Here is an 18,005-nt window from a genome sequence, read left to right as displayed (position 1 = left end):
GGGAGGAATACGTAATGAGACTTTATACAAAAACGGGAGATAAGGGACAGACGAGTGTGATCGGTGGCCGTGTAGACAAAGATGATGTTCGTGTTGAAGCGTATGGCACGGTTGATGAAGCAAATAGTTTTGTCGGAAAAGCCCGGACAGAGTTAAACCTGTCAAACGAAAAATTGAAGCAATTGGATCAAGAACTGGAGCGAATTCAGCATGAACTTTTTGACTGCGGTGGGGATTTAGCCAATAAAAAATCGAACAGGAAGCTTAAACTAGAGGAGAAAAGCATTCTATGGCTAGAAGAACGAATGGATGCTTATATTAAAGAAACGCCTGAATTAAAGCGATTCATTCTTCCAGGAGGATCCGAGGCCGCAGCGACCATCCATATTGCGCGAACCGTTACAAGGAGAGCGGAACGTCTTGTTGTTACTTTGAAAAAAATAGAAGAGGCACCTGAAGTATGTTTAAGGTATTTAAATCGACTATCCGATTACTTCTTCGCTGTGAGCCGCTATATCAATTATGTCAATGGCCATTCTGATGTAGAATACATACGAAGTGAAGAAGTTTTCCGCGGTAAAACAAAGAAAAAGGATAAGCGATGAAGCGTTTTGTACTTTTGGCTTTGTTTATCTCTCTTTCAGCAGTCGGAAGCTTTATCAAAATCCCTGTCGGCCTTGGAAGTGTTGCCCTCGATGCTGCGCCTGCCTTGGCTGCATCCATCATCTTAGGGCCATTAGGGGGAGCCGTAGTTGGAGGCCTTGGACATTTTATGTCTGCCTTAACAGGCGGTTTCCCACTGGGGATTTTCCACCTTTTAATTGCCGGGGGAATGGCGCTTCTTTACGCTGGTTTCTCTTATCTTTACTCAATTCAGAAATGGATCGGATTGATTTTCTTCTGGGTGGGAAACAGCCTCTTGCTGCCTCTTCCTTTTTACTTTTTGATGAGTGCACCTTTTTACTATACTCTAGTTCCAGCGCTTCTAATTGGATCGCTGATAAACTTAATTCTGGTTATGGTTGTCGTTCCAAAACTCAGCATGTTGATTAGATCTACTAAAGAGGTGGCGAAGCCGTGAGAGACGTCTGTTATGTTTCTGTTGATAAGACTTATGATCTCGTAATTAGCTCAGATAATGCGGCTAACATCGGGGAGAAAGAGGGCGATCAAATCCGGGCTCCTTACAGTTTAGTAGCAGAGTCATTATTCCGTGTCGCCTTCATGGAAAATCGAGCTGTTGGTGCTCAACCATTAACGGTGGTCTTATATAATTTTTCAGATGAATACGTCTGGGAAGAATGGGTTCAAACCATTAAGAAGCAGTTGAATTCGCTGGGGTTTGATGTACCAATTACAGGGAGTACCGAATCCAACTTCCCATTATCTCAGTCGGCTTTTGGTTTATCCATTATCGGAAGAGTAGAAAAGCGAAAAATAAAGGACAGGAAGACCCCTGAGGGCGCAAGGTTCGCGGTGATTGGGGAACCCCTTGTAGGAGAAGAGGTAATTGCACATCAAGAGCGTATGGTACCGTTGTCTACGTTCGAACAGGTGGTGCACCATAATGGTGTCTATGAAGTCTTGCCGGTTGGTTCAAAAGGGATTGAAAAGGAAATAAGAATGTTGCTTCAAATCAATGGTCTTTCTACATCAATTCAGTCGAATTGTGATATAGATCTACATAAACCAGCTGGTCCTTCCACATGCTTTATTATTACCTATGAAGAGGGTAAGGAAGCAGACATTCGGACATTGACAGGAGATCTTTTTCATTCCTTAACTACTTTGTAGTAAAAAACAAGTCTGAAGATTGGGTGTTGAATAAAGTTGGAAAGGCGATTATACAGGGGATCTTACATCTTATCTTCAATTATTTTATTTACCAAGTAACTAGAAGTGTGTACCAAAGAATGACATGTCGTTTACCACTGCAATCCTAATGATTATAAGAGAATATAGCCATTGTTTGGAGAATCAAAATGTTATAAAAATCGGATTGAGCTTTAATAAGGTCAGCCTTTTGCAAAGGGGACTGATTATGGGGTAACTCTTGTATTACGTAGTAGACTAAATACTGCGAAACAAATAATTTCGTATATGAAAGAAAATCTAACATGTTAATTTTAGAATAACAAGTTATAGAAATACTTTGACTAGCCAGATTTCATTGACATATATTTTTTAAAACTATAACATGGAATATAACTTAAATATATGCACTAGGGGTGTTATTTAACTGAGATGAGTTTTCCCTCAAACCCTTTGAACCTGAACTAGCTGAAACTAGCGTAGGGAAGTGTAAACTCTAATACATACTTAAAGGGCGATTGTGCCTTATTCTTGATATGTAGTTATTTGTTTTTACGCAACTTTCCTATGTTCCTATGGGAAGGTTGCGTATTTTTTATTTTATTATTTAAGTTTTATCAAAATTAAAAATATAGGAGTTATTGGGATGACTAAAACAGTATTAGTAACAGGTAGTAGTAGAGGTTTAGGAGCAACTATTGTAAAGACATTGGCACAACAAGGGTTTCAAGTGGTTATCAATTACTACAAAAGCAAAGATGCTGCTGAAAAGCTCGTTTCTGAGATTGGGGAAGAGAATGCTATTGCAATTCAGGCTGATGTAACAAATCGTAAAGAAGTAGATAAATTGATAAAAAAAGCAATGGAATATCTTGGTCAAATAAATGTTGTAGTCAACAATGCATTAGTAGACTTCAAATTTGATCCAAATAAACAAAAAAACTTCACAGAACTAACTTGGGAGGATTATCAAAAACAACTAGATGGTACGTTAAAAGCAGCTTTCAACGTAGTTCAAAGCGTCATACCTCAATTTATTGAAAGACAAAATGGAAGTATTATAAGTATAGGTACTAATTTATACCAAAATCCTGTTGTACCCTACCACGAATATACAACAGCTAAAGCTGGATTAATAGGTTTTACACGTAATATCGCTTCTGAATTAGGACAATATGGTATAAAAGCGAATGTAGTTTCAGGTGGTTTATTAAAAATGACTGACGCCAGTGCTGTTACAACGCCAGAAGTATTCGATATAATTGCTCAATCAACTCCATTGAAGAAGGTGACCACACCTCAAGATGTAGCCAATATGGTTGCTTATCTATCTTCGGAAAATGCGAACGGTATTACTGGTCAAAATTTCACAGTAGATGGCGGTTTGACAATGAACTAATAGCTTAAAATACCATAGATAATCCTTCGAAAAAAAGGAGTGTACAAGACAACCAATAATGATGTGTTTTGAGGTGTAAACAAATGACAAAAACTAAAGAAAAACAACTACACTTAGGTGTTTTGCTGTATGGTTGCGGGCACCATCAAGCTGCTTGGTTAATGCCTGACTCAAGCGTTGAACGTATTGGAGACATTTCTTATTATCAATCTTTAGCACAGTTAGCAGAAAAAGGTTATTTTGACGCTGTATTCTTTGCTGATAATCAATCATTTCCAGGTAAAGATTCTAGTAATATGCCAGCATTTTGGTTTGATCCAGTAGTCAATTTAACTGCTATTTCTCAAGTGACAAATCACGTGGGATTAGTTTCAACAATTTCAAGTACTTTTTCTAATCCTTTCACAGCTTCACGACAACTATTAAGTTTAGATCATATTACAAAAGGACGTGTTGGTTGGAATCTCGTTACGTCAATGAATGATTTAGAGGCGTTAAATCATAGTATGGAAGAACTACCTTCTCATGACAAACGCTATGAAAAGGCAGATGAATTCGCTGCCTTAATGAATAAGTTATTTCTTTCATGGGACAGTAATGAGTTTCTATATAACCGAGAAGAAAGAAAATTGATAAATTCTTCAAACATTCAGCCTTTTAATCACGATGGTACTTATTTTAAAGTGTATGGCCCATCCACTACGCCAGAAAGTCCGCAAGGCAAACCAGTGTCAATGCAAGCAGGGGCATCTAAACAAGGCATTGCATTAGCCGCAAAATATGCCGATGCAGTCTATTCAGTGTCGTGGAACTTAAAGCAAGCAAAAAAATTTCGTGAAAGATTAGATGAACAAGTTAAACAAAGCGAAGACAGCAATAGACATATTAAAGTATTTCCAGGCTTAGTAACCTATGTAGGTCATACTCATGAAGAAGCTTTAGCTGAAAAAGCAGCATTAGATGAGCAATTACCTCTTGAAACATCTTTAAAACAGTTGAGTTACTTTATCCAACAAGACTGTTCTTATTGGGAAATGGCCAAAGAAGTACCTCAATTACCTCCAGTAGAAGAATTTACTGGTCCAGTTGGACGCTACGAAACGATCCTGGAAATTATTAATGATACACAACCTACAGTAAGAGAATTATTAGGATATCTCAATGCAGGCGGTGGACATCACACGCTGATAGGTACACCCGAAGAAATTGTGGATCAGATGGAAGTGTGGTTTGAAGCTGGTGTGGCTGACGGATTTAATCTTATGCCTCCTACATTACCAGGTAGTTTAGAGGACTTTGTTGAACTAATTGTTCCTGAAATGCAAAAAAGAGGTATTTTCAGAAAGAAATATGAAGGTCATACCTTCCGTGAACATTTAGGATTAACATAATAAATTATTATAAAATGACTGTACTAGTTGAAGATGTAAGATGTTGGTATTAGTATAAAAACTTAAGAATCTTCTCGTAAGAGTAATATAATTGGACTTACTGATTCAGACAATGTTTATGTAATAGGATATAATAATAAAAAAGGTGAAGAAATAACAAATAAAAAAAGATGGAAAATACATTGATGATCAGTTCTGCAATCGGGCGCTAATGTTCAAGTAGAAAGACGAAAAAACAAAAAATCCATTTGCATGTGCTGCGCCGTACAAATATACTGTTCAATAGAAAATGATATTTCACAATTGGCGCGATTGCGGAAGACCAAAGCCTAATTCCTCGGTAAAGAAAAGGTGGATTAGGCTTTTTTACTTCAGAGTCGGTGACGTTCTTCTATTGTAAATAAGGTGACAGCAAGTGGTAAATTTCGTGGGAACTGCTGGTAAAAAATATGGCGCAGATGGTACATTCCTTTGGCTGTAATCAAGTGTTTAGATAAACTTTCTGTTTAAAGTCCAATATTCTTCCTTGAGTGTTTGTTTTGAAGCTCTTCCTATGAATTGGTGGGCAGAATTTTGAAGGCTTTCATGCTGATCAAGCAAAAAATAATCAGTTAGTAACTTGGGTTCTACTACCATCGCTTTTGTTTCTTCCAATAATATTAAACATAGTTTCATGTCTCCTATTTTTTCCTCCGATAGTGCAATAAGATGTTTCAAATGTGATTGAGAAACCCCCTAACTACTCCTTCTTTTCTTAACCTTTTAGAGGCTTCAATTGCCATTTTCTTAGAAAAAAATAAGGGGGTAACATTACCCTCCATTCTAATATAATTACCGTTCACACCTTGTTCATAACCTGAATCTTTCTCCATGATTGTCCAGAATGGTTCCCCTATGACAGATTCATCAGGTAATAGTTCAAAAAGAGATTCTATATTTTTCTTTATCCATTCATCTTTACTTTGCATAAATATGTTTCTCCTTTCCCTTTCCTATATAAAATAATTTACAGTCTTAAATTTGACTGTTTCTCAGAGCGTCTATGTTGCAATTTGATTCAATATTACTTAGAGATTAAACTGTTTACTTTCTAAAAGAGGTAGTGCTTTTCTAGCGACAAATGAACAGACTATGTAGCGGTGTTTTACTGCTTTACTACCCACAATATGTAATTTTGATTATATCGCGCTGTATAAATTCAATAGCTGATCCAACTCTTGACTACATTTAACAGCTTCTTTACTTGTAAACCCCTTGTCCAAAGCTAACTTAATCATTTTCTGTCTTTTTTTATTTATACACTGCAACAGCCATTCTTCTACCTTCACCAAAAATATAAAGTCCTCCTTTTTTATTGAAATAACATGAGATTTATTATGGAGGGATTTAGTTTAATTTGAAATACCTTAGACAAGATTAGTCATGACTAGACAAAATCAGATTAGAAAAGGCCTCGAAAATACATAAAAGTTATTTTAAAGGGGGAATTATACCTGACAGAATAAAATTGGGGTTCATCAAGCGTAATAAATCATTAAAAATAAAGAAAAATCGCTTACATATAGAGGCTTTCTTAAGATATATAATTAACAAAGGAAGAGCTTCGTTGGTACTACCCCAAATCATGGATATAAGCTACATACAACGCTTCCGCGTCATCTCAAAAATAATCATTTAAGAATTGATTAAAAAAAGAATTTTTGGGTCAGTCCCTTGGTAATTCGCAGTTGTAGAGAGGTTCACTTGTTGGAGGATGAAGAGGCCGTTCTGGCGTTAGAAATGGTAAATGATCGTAATTTAACTGTCCATACCTATAATGAAGAAGTGGCCATTAAAATCGCCCTGGTATAATGACCTTCTCCATCAGTGGGTTGAACGGATGAAGATAAAGCCTCAGACTTTAGGAACTACTCCTAGTTTGTGAACCTAATAAATGCATTAGTCCAAACGATTAAAGATCCATTTCTTTTAATCTGAATTTTAGGTAATGTTTTTGGGGACTGGATTATGACTGTATATTGTTCATAAAGTATTAAAACTTATTGTAGTTTATAAATTAACTTTGCGATGGAAACCTTGATATAACAAAGTCCTGTGGGGCTTATTATTGTCCTATTAAATAGCCTAGTGAAAGGGGGGCATGATATAATAACGCCCAAACTTAATGTGATGGGCTTATATCCTCTGTTAATCAATTAATGACATACTTTATGTCATTCGAAAAATAGAAAATGTTTCAAGGAAAAGTCTCTCAACAAATTTTCTAATTGTTGAGGGACTTTTTTTATGGATATTATCGAGTCTATTAAGTATAAGTAGTTAGAGACTTAGTTCTCAATCGATACTTGGTAGGCCGATCTTAACGCGAGTGTGGGGCTAAGATAGCTCGTTATGGTAGATGTTCGAGTCAATTTAAATGGGGATTTTCAAGGGAGATTACACATATGCATGTTGTTGGCTATAAATTTAATAGACCACTCAAAAGTTCTATAACTTTTGAGTGGTTTTTTTATATTTCTTTTTCAAGTGGTTACATCTTTTATCGAAAACGTGGCCACTCGAAATTCAGTTGGACAAATCACCGTTATAAGAAACTCCATTGTAGTTGTCGAGAAAAACTGGGCAAGCGGACAGTCAAAAAGCCAGGGTAAAAATAGACTAATATCAATATCAAAACGCAAAAAAGGAGGAAGCAAATGTATGGCATTTCCGTCTAATAATCAGTTCCAACCTTTATTAATAGGCTCTCAACCTATCTTTGACGTGGTAGGTGATGAAGCTCCAAGCTCTACGGATATCGTGGGCAATACACAGTTTCCCGCCGCTTTCTTCGCATACGACGGCCAGAACATTTATTTTCGGATAAGGCTAAATACAAATCCGGTGAACAGTCAGTCCACTGGTTTTAGAAACTTTGCCTGGGGGATGCTTGTTAATACCTCAGGGACGCCAGGGGTGTATGACTGGCTGGTAAACGTCAATGGTCTGAGTAGCACCATTAATCTTGTTCAAAATACAGTAAGGCAGTTCAACTCTTGGAACGATCAAGCAGAAGGAACGAATGGTCAAGGAGCCCCGAACTATTCAAGACCGATCGTCAATTTTGATGTGGCGCGTGCTACTTTGACGAATGATGGTTCAAATTTTGGGGGGAACCCGGATTATTTTTTAGATTTTCAGTTTTCAGCGAGTACCTTTTTCCAGACGTTAGGGATTACAGAAAGCACACCGCTTCAATTTATTATTTTTTCATCAGCGAATGCGAATAATTATAACAAAGATTCGCTACGTACAAGTGAAGGCTTTCAATTCGTCAACTCTTTGACGAATCCCGTCCCACCGGAAGATGTAGATGTTCGTGCAGAGTTATCTGTCTCCAAGTCTATTACTTCTGGACCTTCCAGTTTACTAAATGGGAATGAAGGGACTTGGTCACAGACAGTCACTATAACGAATTCTGGTCGATCTATAGCGAGGCAGGTGTTCATCAATGATCTTTTCCAGATTAATCAGTTAACTAATGTAAATGGTATTTCTACATCATTGGGGTCGACAGCTTTTAACAGCTCCACAGGTACCTTGTCCTGGAATGTTGGGAATTTAAATCCTGGTCAGACCGCGACATTGACGTATGGTGTTATTGGTACGTTTACAACCCCCGGAACGAGAACGCTGAATACAGTCACGGCAACAGGATTTGATGATTTTACAGGGGGGCAGCTGCCTGTTCAGACGGTATCGAATACTGTAAATGTTCAATCCGCTGCAGCAATTACAGGGCAAGTTACATCGGGGGTGAATGGGCTTCCTTTAACCGGAGTTACGGTAGAGTTGCGGAATGCTATGAATGTACTAATTGCGACGACAGCAACAAACGGTAGTGGAACCTACAATTTCACTTCACTGACTCCTGGGACGTATTCGTTAACGTACATTTTTTCTGATTACATGACGGCGACTCGTTCCACTACAGTAGCGGCGGGGCAAACCCAAGTCGTCGATTTGTTGTTGACACCGGCCCCTGGTTCGATTACGGGAACAGCCACTGCGACTGGAAACATGCCTATTCCGGGAGCACAAGTTCTTTTGATTGATAACTTTAATACGGTTCTTGCAACAGAGATGACGAATGCTCAAGGGAAATATACGTTTAACACCGTTCAAACTGGCACATACATTCTTTCGGTTAGTGCTTCGACTTACCAATCTCAAACACGGGGGACAACGGTTGAGTCTAATGCTGCTACGGTAGAAGATTTTCAACTTGCAGGTTCGCCGGGAACGGTTACGGGGACAGTCGAGAATGAAGCTGATGTCGCGATACCAAATGCCACCGTTCAAGTGCTGGATCTCGCTAATAACGTCATTGCGACTACAACGACTGACGCTTTAGGCATGTATACGATCGATCAATTGGCCCCTGGAACCTATACGCTGAGGACATCAGCACCTTTGTACCAAACTAGTTTGCTTGGATTTACGGTAGCTCAGGGTCAAACCGTCATACAGAATGTTACTTTGATCGATCAGCCAGGAACGTTGTCTGGTGAAGTCACAGACAATACAACAGGAGACCCTATTGAGGGGGCTTCTGTCCAGGTGATCGACCAGAGTGGGATTACCATCGCGACAGCCCTTACGGATGGGGTGGGTAACTATACCATTGATAATCTTCCGCCAGGTTCTTATACGGTGACCATTAGTCAATCGGGGTATGCAGCCCAAACGGTTGGGGTAATCATCGTTGCAAATGGAACGACGATGCTGGATGCGCAGCTCACCCTGCGCGCGGGTGTCATTCAAGGAACGGTAGAAAATAGTAATAATCAGCCCATAAGCGGTGCTGTTGTGCAGCTGCTTCTTAACGGAATAGCTATCGCTTCTACCCTTAGTGATAGTTCAGGGCAATATACGTTTCCGAACCTTTCTCCTGGAAATTATACGGTCCGATCTTCTACTGAGAACTTCCAGACCCAGGCACTTGGTGCACTAGTGACTGAATTTCAAACGACTATAGTAAACTTCACTTTATTGGAGAATCCAGGCATTCTGGAGGGGGCTGTTACGGAGGGAAACCTGGATCCGATCCCTGGAGCGGTGATCACGGTAAGAACGAGTGTAGGAGATACTGTGGTCGGTACAGGGGTAGCAAATGAGGGTGGCTTTTACACAATTCCTCAATTATCACCGGGCTCCTACACCATCACGGCTACTGCCACGGACTTCCAAGCCGCTTCCCAAGGTGTTTTTATCCAAGCCAACATGACGAGCACAGCAGACTTTACCTTAGAGCCTAACCCTGTATCAATCATTGGTACGGTCATTAACCAGCAGACTGGGGATCCGATTACAGGGGCTCAGATCGAAGTCAGAGTTCTGGATGTCAATGGGGCAGTCGTTCAATCGACGTTTACGGATACGAGCGGACAGTTTTTGGTGGATCAATTGGTTCCAGGAACCTATACAGTTTTAGCTTCCGCGCCATCCTTCCAAACGAATTTCGCGACGGTTACCGTACCACCTGGGGGGCAGGAGAGCATCCTTATTTCTTTGGAACCAAATCCAGGAGCTATCGAGGGGATCATTTCTTCCGATTCGACGGCAGATCCGATTGGAGGCGCCATTGTCCAGTTTGTTAATCAAAACAATGTGCAGCTTGGCACCGCAATTACGGACCAATTGGGGCAGTATTCGGTGAATGGTTTGGCACCAGGGAACTACAACGTCATTGCAAGTGCAGAAGGTTTTCAAACCAAGGTTGGAGGAGCGATTGTCCTTTCTAATACTACGACGGTTGTCAACCTGTCTCTTTTAGCTTCACCAGGGGCTATCGGTGGAACGGTTACGCCAATGCAATCCAACACCATTGTCCAGCTCTACACGGCGAGTAACGTTTTTATCGCAAGTGTGTTAGCAGATGTAAACGGAGTATATGAATTTAAGAATATAGCTCCGGGAAGCTATATTCTTACAGCTAGTGCTCTTAACTATACGACGGTTGCTGCAGGGGCTGCGGTTAATGCAAACGACACAGCGATCGTTGATTTTACCTTGATTGCTGATCCTGCCTCTTTTTCTGGATTGGTAGTAGATGAAGGTGGAGATCCAATTCCTAACGCCACTATTACCGTATTGGATGCGAATGAAGTTCCTATAAGTCTTTCAGGGACTGATGACAGCGGATTCTATTCTGTCAGCAATTTACCGGCGGGCGCCTTAACCATTGTTGTTTCAGCTCCCAGCTACAGCCAGGTAGTATCCGGGGTTATTTTGACACCAGGTGCAAGTATTACGAATGTGAATTTTGCTTTGGTTGCAAACCCTGGCGCAATCAGCGGGCAGGTCACGAATGTGGACACAGGAAATCCACTCGCTAATGCCATTGTTATCGTTCGCCAAGCTGGTGCGGCAGATCAAATTGTAGCTACGGTTACGACGAGTTCATTTGGTAACTATTCTGTTACCGGTTTGGCACCGGGGAGCTATACGGTTACAGCATCATTAACAGGGTTTGGCACTCAAACCGCTGGAGCAGTAGTCGTCAGCGACACGACAACGAACGCTAATATTGACTTGTCAGAGTTAAGAGGGTCAATTGAAGGACAGTTGGTCGACTCGAACGGAAACCCGATTACTGGTGCAAACCTGCAATTACGCTTATTGAATGATTTTAATGTTGTCATCTCTACCATTCTCGCAAATCCTGATGGTGGTTTCTTGTTTCTGGATGTCTTACCGGGTACGTACATCATTACGGCCACTGCACCAGGTTACCAAACCGGATCGGTAGGAGTCCTGGTAGAAGCGGGGCAGGTGACGCAAACCGTTATTCCTCTGAATGCCTCACCGGCTGTATTAACGGGGGAGGTTATCAGTGCCCAATCTGGTATGGGAATCAGCGGAAGCGCCGTGACAGTAACCTCCCCGGTTACTGGAGTCATTGTAGGTACGGCCTTCACGGATTCAGAAGGTAATTTCAGAATCGACAACCTGCCTGCTGGTACGTATAATGTTTCCGCTTCAGCCACAAGCTTTGGTTCCGCATCGACGGCTGTATTTCTTGTGGCGGGAGGAACCTCAACGACAACCTTGTCACTGGAACCGAACCCGGGGACAGTGAGTGGGAGCGTCATCGACCGAGTTACTGTGGCCGTTCTTACGGGAGCGAGTATTCAAATCTTTGATCAAACAGGGGCATTTACATTCTCTACGGTAACCGATGCCTTAGGAAATTATGTAGCTACCAACCTTTCTCCGGGGAGTTATACAGCCGTAGCCAGTTTAACTGGCTACAGCAATCAACTCATTAGCTTTTCCATTCAACCCAACGAAACTTCCACTGCTAGTTTTGCATTAGATCCTAATCCTTCTACCCTACAGGGACTGGTCACTGATGAAAATGGGGACACTATTGTCGGTGCTGAAATAGTGGTTCGCCAGTTTACAGCGGCTGGCCCTGTTATTGCAACGGCAATCACTCATGGAGATGGAGGATACTTGGTTCCTTCACTGCCACAAGGGTCTTTTACAATTATTGTAACCGCCGCAGTCTATGGTACAGAGACAGCTTCTGTTTTGCTTGAACCTGGGAGTACGGTTACACAAAATTTCACATTAACCCAGTTGGTTTCAAATGTTGACGGGACTGTGACTGACGCAAATACAGGGGATCCGTTACCAGACGTGCTTATTCAATTGTTTAACACGAATGGAGTACTGATTGGTTCCTTCCAAACCGCAGTAGATGGTTCATATCGAATTGAAGATTTTACACCTGGTCAGTACACGATTACGTTTAGTCGGCCGGACTATCAGACTCAATCGATTGGCCTTATGACGAATCCGAATGAAACAGCCGTAGTTAATGCGATTTTAATAGCAGATCCAGGAGAGATTACCGGTCAGGTGCTCGATTCTGAAGCGAATCCGTTAATTGGGGCTTCTGTAAGGGTATTTCCTTCCTCAGGTTTATTACCGATCGCTACGCTAGTAACTGACGGTACCGGCAGCTTTTCTTTGTCTGGGTTATCACCTGGGTCCTACAACCTCATCGCTACTTTTGAAAATTACTCGACTGGGCAAACAGGTATCAGCGTGTTTTCCAATCAAACGAGCAGCTCGACGATTATTTTACTTCCGAACCCTGCAACGATTACAGGAAATGTCAGTTCCACCTCGGGAAATCCTATATCGAATGCTTCAGTGCGTGTACTTGATCAAAATGAATCAGTGTTAGGGACAACGGTTACAGATGAATTTGGGAATTATGCCCTGTCTAATCTGCCTCCAGGGAATCATCAGGTAATTGTAAGCGCACCAGGGTTTTCTACTGTTCTTGGGGGCATTATATTAACTCCTGGTGAACAATTGAACAACGTTAATTTTGTTCTGACCCCTAACCCGGGCAATATTCATGGGCAAGTAACGGATATTACAACGGGTTTGCCGATTATTGGCGCCGTTACGGTTGCAAGGACGGTTGCAGGTGTTCCTGTTGTTGTAGCGTCTGTGGTGACTGATGAAAATGGGAATTATGTGATTGGAGGGCTAGCTCCTGGTTCCTATTCTATCTCTAGCTCTGCAGTTGGTTATGCAATAACAACCGTGGGTGCTCTAGTTGAAAGCGGGCAAACGACAACGGCGGATATTGCTTTGTCCCCTGAGGTCGGCAGTATTTCTGGCGTTGTAACAGATGAAGAGGGAATGCCGATATTGAATTCCATCATCGAGATCAAAGTGTTTGATCAAGCGGGAAATCTTATTCAAACCGTGTTGGGAGACTCCCAGGGGGGATTCTTCATAACGGGTCTTTCTCCAGGAACTTATCAACTTTCTATTACGGCATCGAATTATGCGGCGACAACTGTAGGAGCTCTTGTTGAATCTGGAGGGACTACATTTTTATCCGTTCCTTTAAGCCCGAATCCTGCACGAATCATCGGTGAAGTTTTTGATGCGGATACACTTGCTCCTATTAGCGGAGCAGTTGTTACCGTAACCGATATAAATGGACTCCCAATCACGAATACAGTAACCGATGAAAATGGAAGTTTCTCTATACCTGGCCTTCCGCCAACCACCGTTATCGTTTCAGCTGCAGCCACTGGATATGGCACAGCTTCGACAGCTGTTTTATTATCTCCAAATGCAACAGTTTCAACAACACTGGCGTTAGTAGCTAACCCGGGAGGAGTAACGGGAACTGTAACAGCTGAGGGTACTGGTGATCCCATATCTGGAGCAGTAGTGCAGATTTTTGATGCAACGAGAGCTTTAGTAGCCACACTTGTGACCGACCCTGATGGGGTGTACCAATTTAACAGCTTATCAGCAGGCACCTATCGAATCGTTGTTTCAGCTTCAGGGTTCGGAACCGGGATTCAGGACGTGGACATTGTGTCGAATCAATTAACACAAGCAGATTTTGCACTGAGTGAAAACCCTGGTAACATTCAAGGTCTCGTAATCAATGATTCTACCGGGGATCCACTCATCGGTGTTACTGTTGTCATCCGCCAATTTTCTCCGACAGGACCCATTGTTCAGACTGCCGCAACAGACAGCAACGGGGAATTTTTAGTAATGGGGATAACCCCAGGAGTATACGCGGTAACTGCGTTCAGCCCTTCCTCCGGATCACAAACCGCAACAGTATCTGTTGTGGCAGGTATAACGACAATGGTTACACTCGCTCTCTCTCCTGATGCAGGAGCTGTAGAGGGGATAGTCACTTCTTCAGTTACAGGAGAAGGACTAAGGGATACAAGGGTTTCGGTTTATGATGATAACGGTATTCTTGTTGTTGTTACTCAGACGGATAGTGAAGGAAGATACCGTGTGGAAGGGCTGAGTCCAGGAAACAATACGATTGTACTTTTCCACCCTTCTTTCCAAACAGCAAGTATCGGAACAACCATTTCGGCAAATGAAACGTCGATCGTTAATGCGGCTCTTCGTCCATCACCTGGAATGCTAGAAGGGCAAGTATTGGATGCGTTTGGTGAATTTCCGCTCCCTGGAGCTGTTGTTCAATTGTTTCCTGCCCAAAGTCTTATACCTGTAGCCAATGCTGTAACTGATGAGGATGGTTTCTATTCGTTCAACGGAGTGGCCCCTGGGGAATATACTGTAACGGCCTCTTTAACTGGTTACGCAAGAGGAGCAGTTGGTGCAACCGTTATTGAAAATCAAGTGACGATCATCGATATTTTCCTAATGCCTGATCAGGCTTCAATCAGTGGGTCGGTCACATCAAATGATGGGTTTCCCGTTCAAGGAGCGACGGTACGTGTAGTCGACCAAAATGAGACGGTCTTAGGAACAGGGGTAACTGCATTTGATGGTTCCTATGTCATTGGTAATCTGCCACCGGGTTCACACATTGTAATCTTTAGCGCAGCTGGGTTCGGGAGTGTGGTTATAGGGGTTATTCTTTCCCAAGGAGAAGAAGAGACTGGAGTAGATGCAGTGCTCCAACCAAACCCGGGGGCGATAGCAGGAATTGTTTACGATTCGGCGACGGAACGGGGGATCACCGGGGGAGATCTTGTCATTAGGAGGGTGATCGGGGATACGTCTACCGTGGTAGCTAGTACCACTGCTGATTCAAATGGAAGGTATACAGTAACTGGGCTTTCACCCGGACTTTATACAATCACCGCAAGCGCCATAGGGTATGGTCCGAGCACGGGTGCCGTTGTGGTGGAATCAGATGTCACCGAGAGAGTGGATATTCCGTTAACTTCCTTAACCGGCTCACTCGAAGGTCAAGTATTTGATTCAGACGGATTCCCTATTATGGAACAAGGGATCAGTGTACAGATTTTCAATGAACAAGGGCGTCTTGTGGAAACTCTGTTGGCGAATGATCTGGGTGAATTCACCGTGTTGAACTTGGAAGCGGGGGATTATCGGGTGGTTGTCTCAGCGCCAGGGTATGAAACTGCCGTTGTAAGTGCAATGATCACCGCTGGCCAAACGACGATGATTACGGTTGTGCTTCAAGGTGAACCTGGTACGTTGTCAGTGAATGTAAGGGATCGTATGACTGGAGTTCCGATTTCAGGAGCGAGTGTAACTGTTAATCTCCCTGATGGAACACTTATCGGTTCTGGAGTGACAGACAGCAATGGAGATGTAATTGTTACAGGTCTGCCAACGGGTGAGCTTATCCTATCTGTAGATGCTGAGAATTATATTACAGAAACCCAGACTATCGTAATTGAAGCAAACGAGGTTCTGGAATTAGCTGTAACACTCCAACGGATTCCACTGGGGAGGGTAATCGGTCAGGTTGTGGATCGGGAAACTACTTTCCCGATCCACGGAGCCCTCGTTGAGTTGATAAATGCCAACGGGACCGTTATAGCTTCCTCCATTACAGATGAAGAAGGATTATTCCGCTTTGAAGATGTGCCGAAGGGGACCTACCGCTTACGTATCTCAAGGCGCGGATATGAAACAGAAACGGTGATTATTGAAGTTGTGAACGGTGAAACGACCTATGTCCGGGTTGAACTGGATGGGGGAGGAGATCCGTGTTCGCTTGATGATCGAAGGGGATTCTGTACGGTTGAGAATCTTACGTGCTGGGAGGTCGGGAATCCAAATCGCAGAGAAAATAGATCAGTGCAGCTGCCAAGTGGAGATCAAGTAATGTTGCAGGTCATAAATGTAGCTATGACTTTTGATGTAACCATTACCATAGAGGGTACAAATGGAGTTTGTGTGAGTGATCCGGTGCAACGGACGATTTATAATCAAGTGCTCATGTATGCGCCTCAAGACACTGTTATCCATTGCTCCGTCGCTTTAAGTGAATGTACTTTAGACCTTGAGTGTAGAAATGGAAATCTCAGCTCTGTTATTCTTCGATTATTTTGGAACCAAAGCCTTCAAACTCAAACTGACGCAACCGTGCGATTAGACGGTACGTTCAACTCAGCTAGAGGTGAAGAGGTGGAAGCGCAGCGAGAGGGTGATATATGTATAAGCGTCACACGTGTGTTAGATTGGATTCAGGTATGCGTAGAAAAAGAGATCTCCATTGATGTAGAGAGGCTCATTTTTAGATGCAACTTTAGTTAAGGCAAATGATAAGTTAGCAGAAATATTTTGTTCATCATCTTATCCTGATGGCGTTCCACAATCCGTTAAGCTTTACTTCAAAGGGAATAAGGTCAAAGTTGATAATAAATATCCAACCAACTTTGACTTTATTTTAATACCTCAAAATTTGATGGAAATCATAGGGGAAACACTGTATTTCAGTGCTGAATATACCAAGTGAAAAAGGTGACACTTTAATGGAAAGGTTATTGAAGATCTACTCTTTTAGCTTGAAAGAGTAGCTATGAACTTTCTTCACATATGGGATCGCATCTGAACAATTTGAATGGATTAGGAATATTTTTTAAATTTCCAAGCCTCTCAAGAGATCATAAACTTTTGAGAGGCTTTTCTTTTAATCTTAAATTGCGAAAGATATATAGAGTAGCACACGAATAAAGTGGTGTAGTTAATGGGGACCCTGCATAATAGCCTTCTTCATCAATGGGTTGAACGGATGAGTGGTAAAGTGATGGAACAGCCATTAAAAGGTAAAGCCCCAGCCGTTAGTAAATTCGTATAGGGCTTTGCTTATATAGTAGTTTGGCTTTATGATTTCTAGTTCGCGGGTATCTAACGATAATAAAAAACCTGCAGCTGATCTTTCCCATCAATCGTAGCGAGCAGCACATCTTCCAACTCGGTATGGAACCGTGCGTTCAACTCCGCTTTTACCCAGCCCTCCCTTTTACCTACCGCCAACAGCTCTTCCTTTAAAAGCTTTCCTTCTTTAATGATCGTTCGTGGCAGATCAAATGGTTGTACGGTCAGCTGGAGGGCCCCTGCCGTAACGGGTTCAAATTCAGGTTTAAGGAAAACGGAAAGTTGGCCACTGGCTTCCCATGTAGCCAGTCCGATGTTTTCGACCGATTTGACCTGGAGCCTCCGCAGTTCTTCTAAAAGGAGATCCATCGGTATCCGGGCCTTTTTCATTCCATTATAAATAATCTCCCCGTTTCGGATGACGGGAATCGGTGAGCCGGTGACAAGCTTGTTGAAGGTGTTCCATTTTAACGTTCCATAGGTTGTTCCAATGTAAAAAAGGACGAGGGCGAGGGTGGTAATAAGTGAGCCATTTAAGCTGACTTCGTGGTCCGCCAGGGGGTTGGCGATAATGTTACCAATAATTAGCGCCAGGACAAAGTCGATAAGCCTTAATTGGGAAATGGCTCGCTGGCCGAACATGCGGGCGACCGCCACTAGAAAAAGATAGGCGACAGCGGATCTGAGTATCCATTCGATGGTCGTCAGGCTGTGCTGGGCTTGAAAGAAATCCATACGGTCACGTCCTTTAT

11 protein-coding genes and 1 riboswitch are annotated in these 18,005 nt (G+C 42.3%); of the genes, 7 read left to right on the top strand and 4 right to left on the bottom strand.

Annotated elements, in window-relative coordinates:
- Window positions 1-14 precede the first annotated feature (14 nt).
- From HLI_RS08490 to HLI_RS08470, 5 genes are all read left to right on the top strand, one after another.
- The gene (locus tag HLI_RS08490) at window positions 15-605 is read left to right on the top strand and encodes a cob(I)yrinic acid a,c-diamide adenosyltransferase (protein ID WP_128524593.1); all 591 of its coding nucleotides are present in this window, start codon (window positions 15-17) and stop codon (window positions 603-605) included.
- Window positions 602-1,081 (top strand): ECF transporter S component, encoded by a 480-nt coding sequence (locus HLI_RS08485; protein ID WP_128524592.1) that lies wholly within the window; start codon window positions 602-604, stop codon window positions 1,079-1,081. Before HLI_RS08490 ends, HLI_RS08485 begins: the two co-directional genes overlap by 4 nt.
- The gene (locus tag HLI_RS08480) at window positions 1,078-1,794 is read left to right on the top strand and encodes an ATPase (RefSeq protein WP_128524591.1); all 717 of its coding nucleotides are present in this window, start codon (window positions 1,078-1,080) and stop codon (window positions 1,792-1,794) included. Before HLI_RS08485 ends, HLI_RS08480 begins: the two co-directional genes overlap by 4 nt.
- Before the next feature lie 420 nt (window positions 1,795-2,214).
- Window positions 2,215-2,315, top strand: a riboswitch (TPP riboswitch).
- A gap of 143 nt (window positions 2,316-2,458) precedes the next feature.
- The gene (locus HLI_RS08475) at window positions 2,459-3,211 is read left to right on the top strand and encodes a 3-oxoacyl-ACP reductase (protein WP_128524590.1); all 753 of its coding nucleotides are present in this window, start codon (window positions 2,459-2,461) and stop codon (window positions 3,209-3,211) included.
- A gap of 83 nt (window positions 3,212-3,294) precedes the next feature.
- Window positions 3,295-4,602, top strand: coding sequence for an LLM class flavin-dependent oxidoreductase (locus HLI_RS08470; RefSeq protein WP_128524589.1), 1,308 nt, complete (start codon window positions 3,295-3,297; stop codon window positions 4,600-4,602).
- A 489-nt stretch (window positions 4,603-5,091) separates the two neighbouring features.
- On the opposite strand, the gene HLI_RS08465 is transcribed toward HLI_RS08470, so the two are convergent.
- The 3 genes from HLI_RS08465 to HLI_RS08455 form a co-directional block, all read right to left on the bottom strand.
- Entirely contained in the window at window positions 5,092-5,319 is a 228-nt protein-coding gene (locus tag HLI_RS08465) for a hypothetical protein (protein WP_128524588.1), read from the bottom strand.
- Window positions 5,316-5,570, bottom strand: coding sequence for a hypothetical protein (locus HLI_RS08460; protein WP_128524587.1), 255 nt, complete (start codon window positions 5,568-5,570; stop codon window positions 5,316-5,318). The genes HLI_RS08465 and HLI_RS08460 overlap by 4 nt, the downstream gene beginning before the upstream one ends.
- 210 nt (window positions 5,571-5,780) lie before the next feature.
- Window positions 5,781-5,930 (bottom strand): aspartyl-phosphate phosphatase Spo0E family protein, encoded by a 150-nt coding sequence (locus tag HLI_RS08455; RefSeq protein ID WP_128526846.1) that lies wholly within the window; start codon window positions 5,928-5,930, stop codon window positions 5,781-5,783.
- Window positions 5,931-6,348: 418 nt separating this feature from the next.
- Here HLI_RS08455 and HLI_RS22280 point away from each other — a divergent pair, with 418 nt between their 5' ends.
- On the top strand, window positions 6,349-6,453 hold the full coding sequence (locus HLI_RS22280; protein WP_206659646.1) for a hypothetical protein: 105 nt from the start codon (window positions 6,349-6,351) through the stop codon (window positions 6,451-6,453).
- An 849-nt stretch (window positions 6,454-7,302) separates the two neighbouring features.
- On the top strand, window positions 7,303-16,689 hold the full coding sequence (locus tag HLI_RS08445; RefSeq protein WP_128524585.1) for a BMQ_0737 family morphogenetic spore coat protein: 9,387 nt from the start codon (window positions 7,303-7,305) through the stop codon (window positions 16,687-16,689).
- A gap of 594 nt (window positions 16,690-17,283) precedes the next feature.
- Here the strand turns inward: HLI_RS08445 and HLI_RS08440 are convergent.
- Window positions 17,284-17,988 (bottom strand): DUF421 domain-containing protein, encoded by a 705-nt coding sequence (locus HLI_RS08440; protein WP_128524584.1) that lies wholly within the window; start codon window positions 17,986-17,988, stop codon window positions 17,284-17,286.
- Between the last annotated feature and the right edge of the window lie 17 nt (window positions 17,989-18,005).

The organism is Halobacillus litoralis (assembly GCF_004101865.1).
Classification (GTDB): domain Bacteria; phylum Bacillota; class Bacilli; order Bacillales; family Halobacillaceae; genus Halobacillus; species Halobacillus litoralis_A.
Note: the sequence above shows the minus strand (reverse complement) of the source record. Positions and strands in the feature narration are given on the sequence as shown.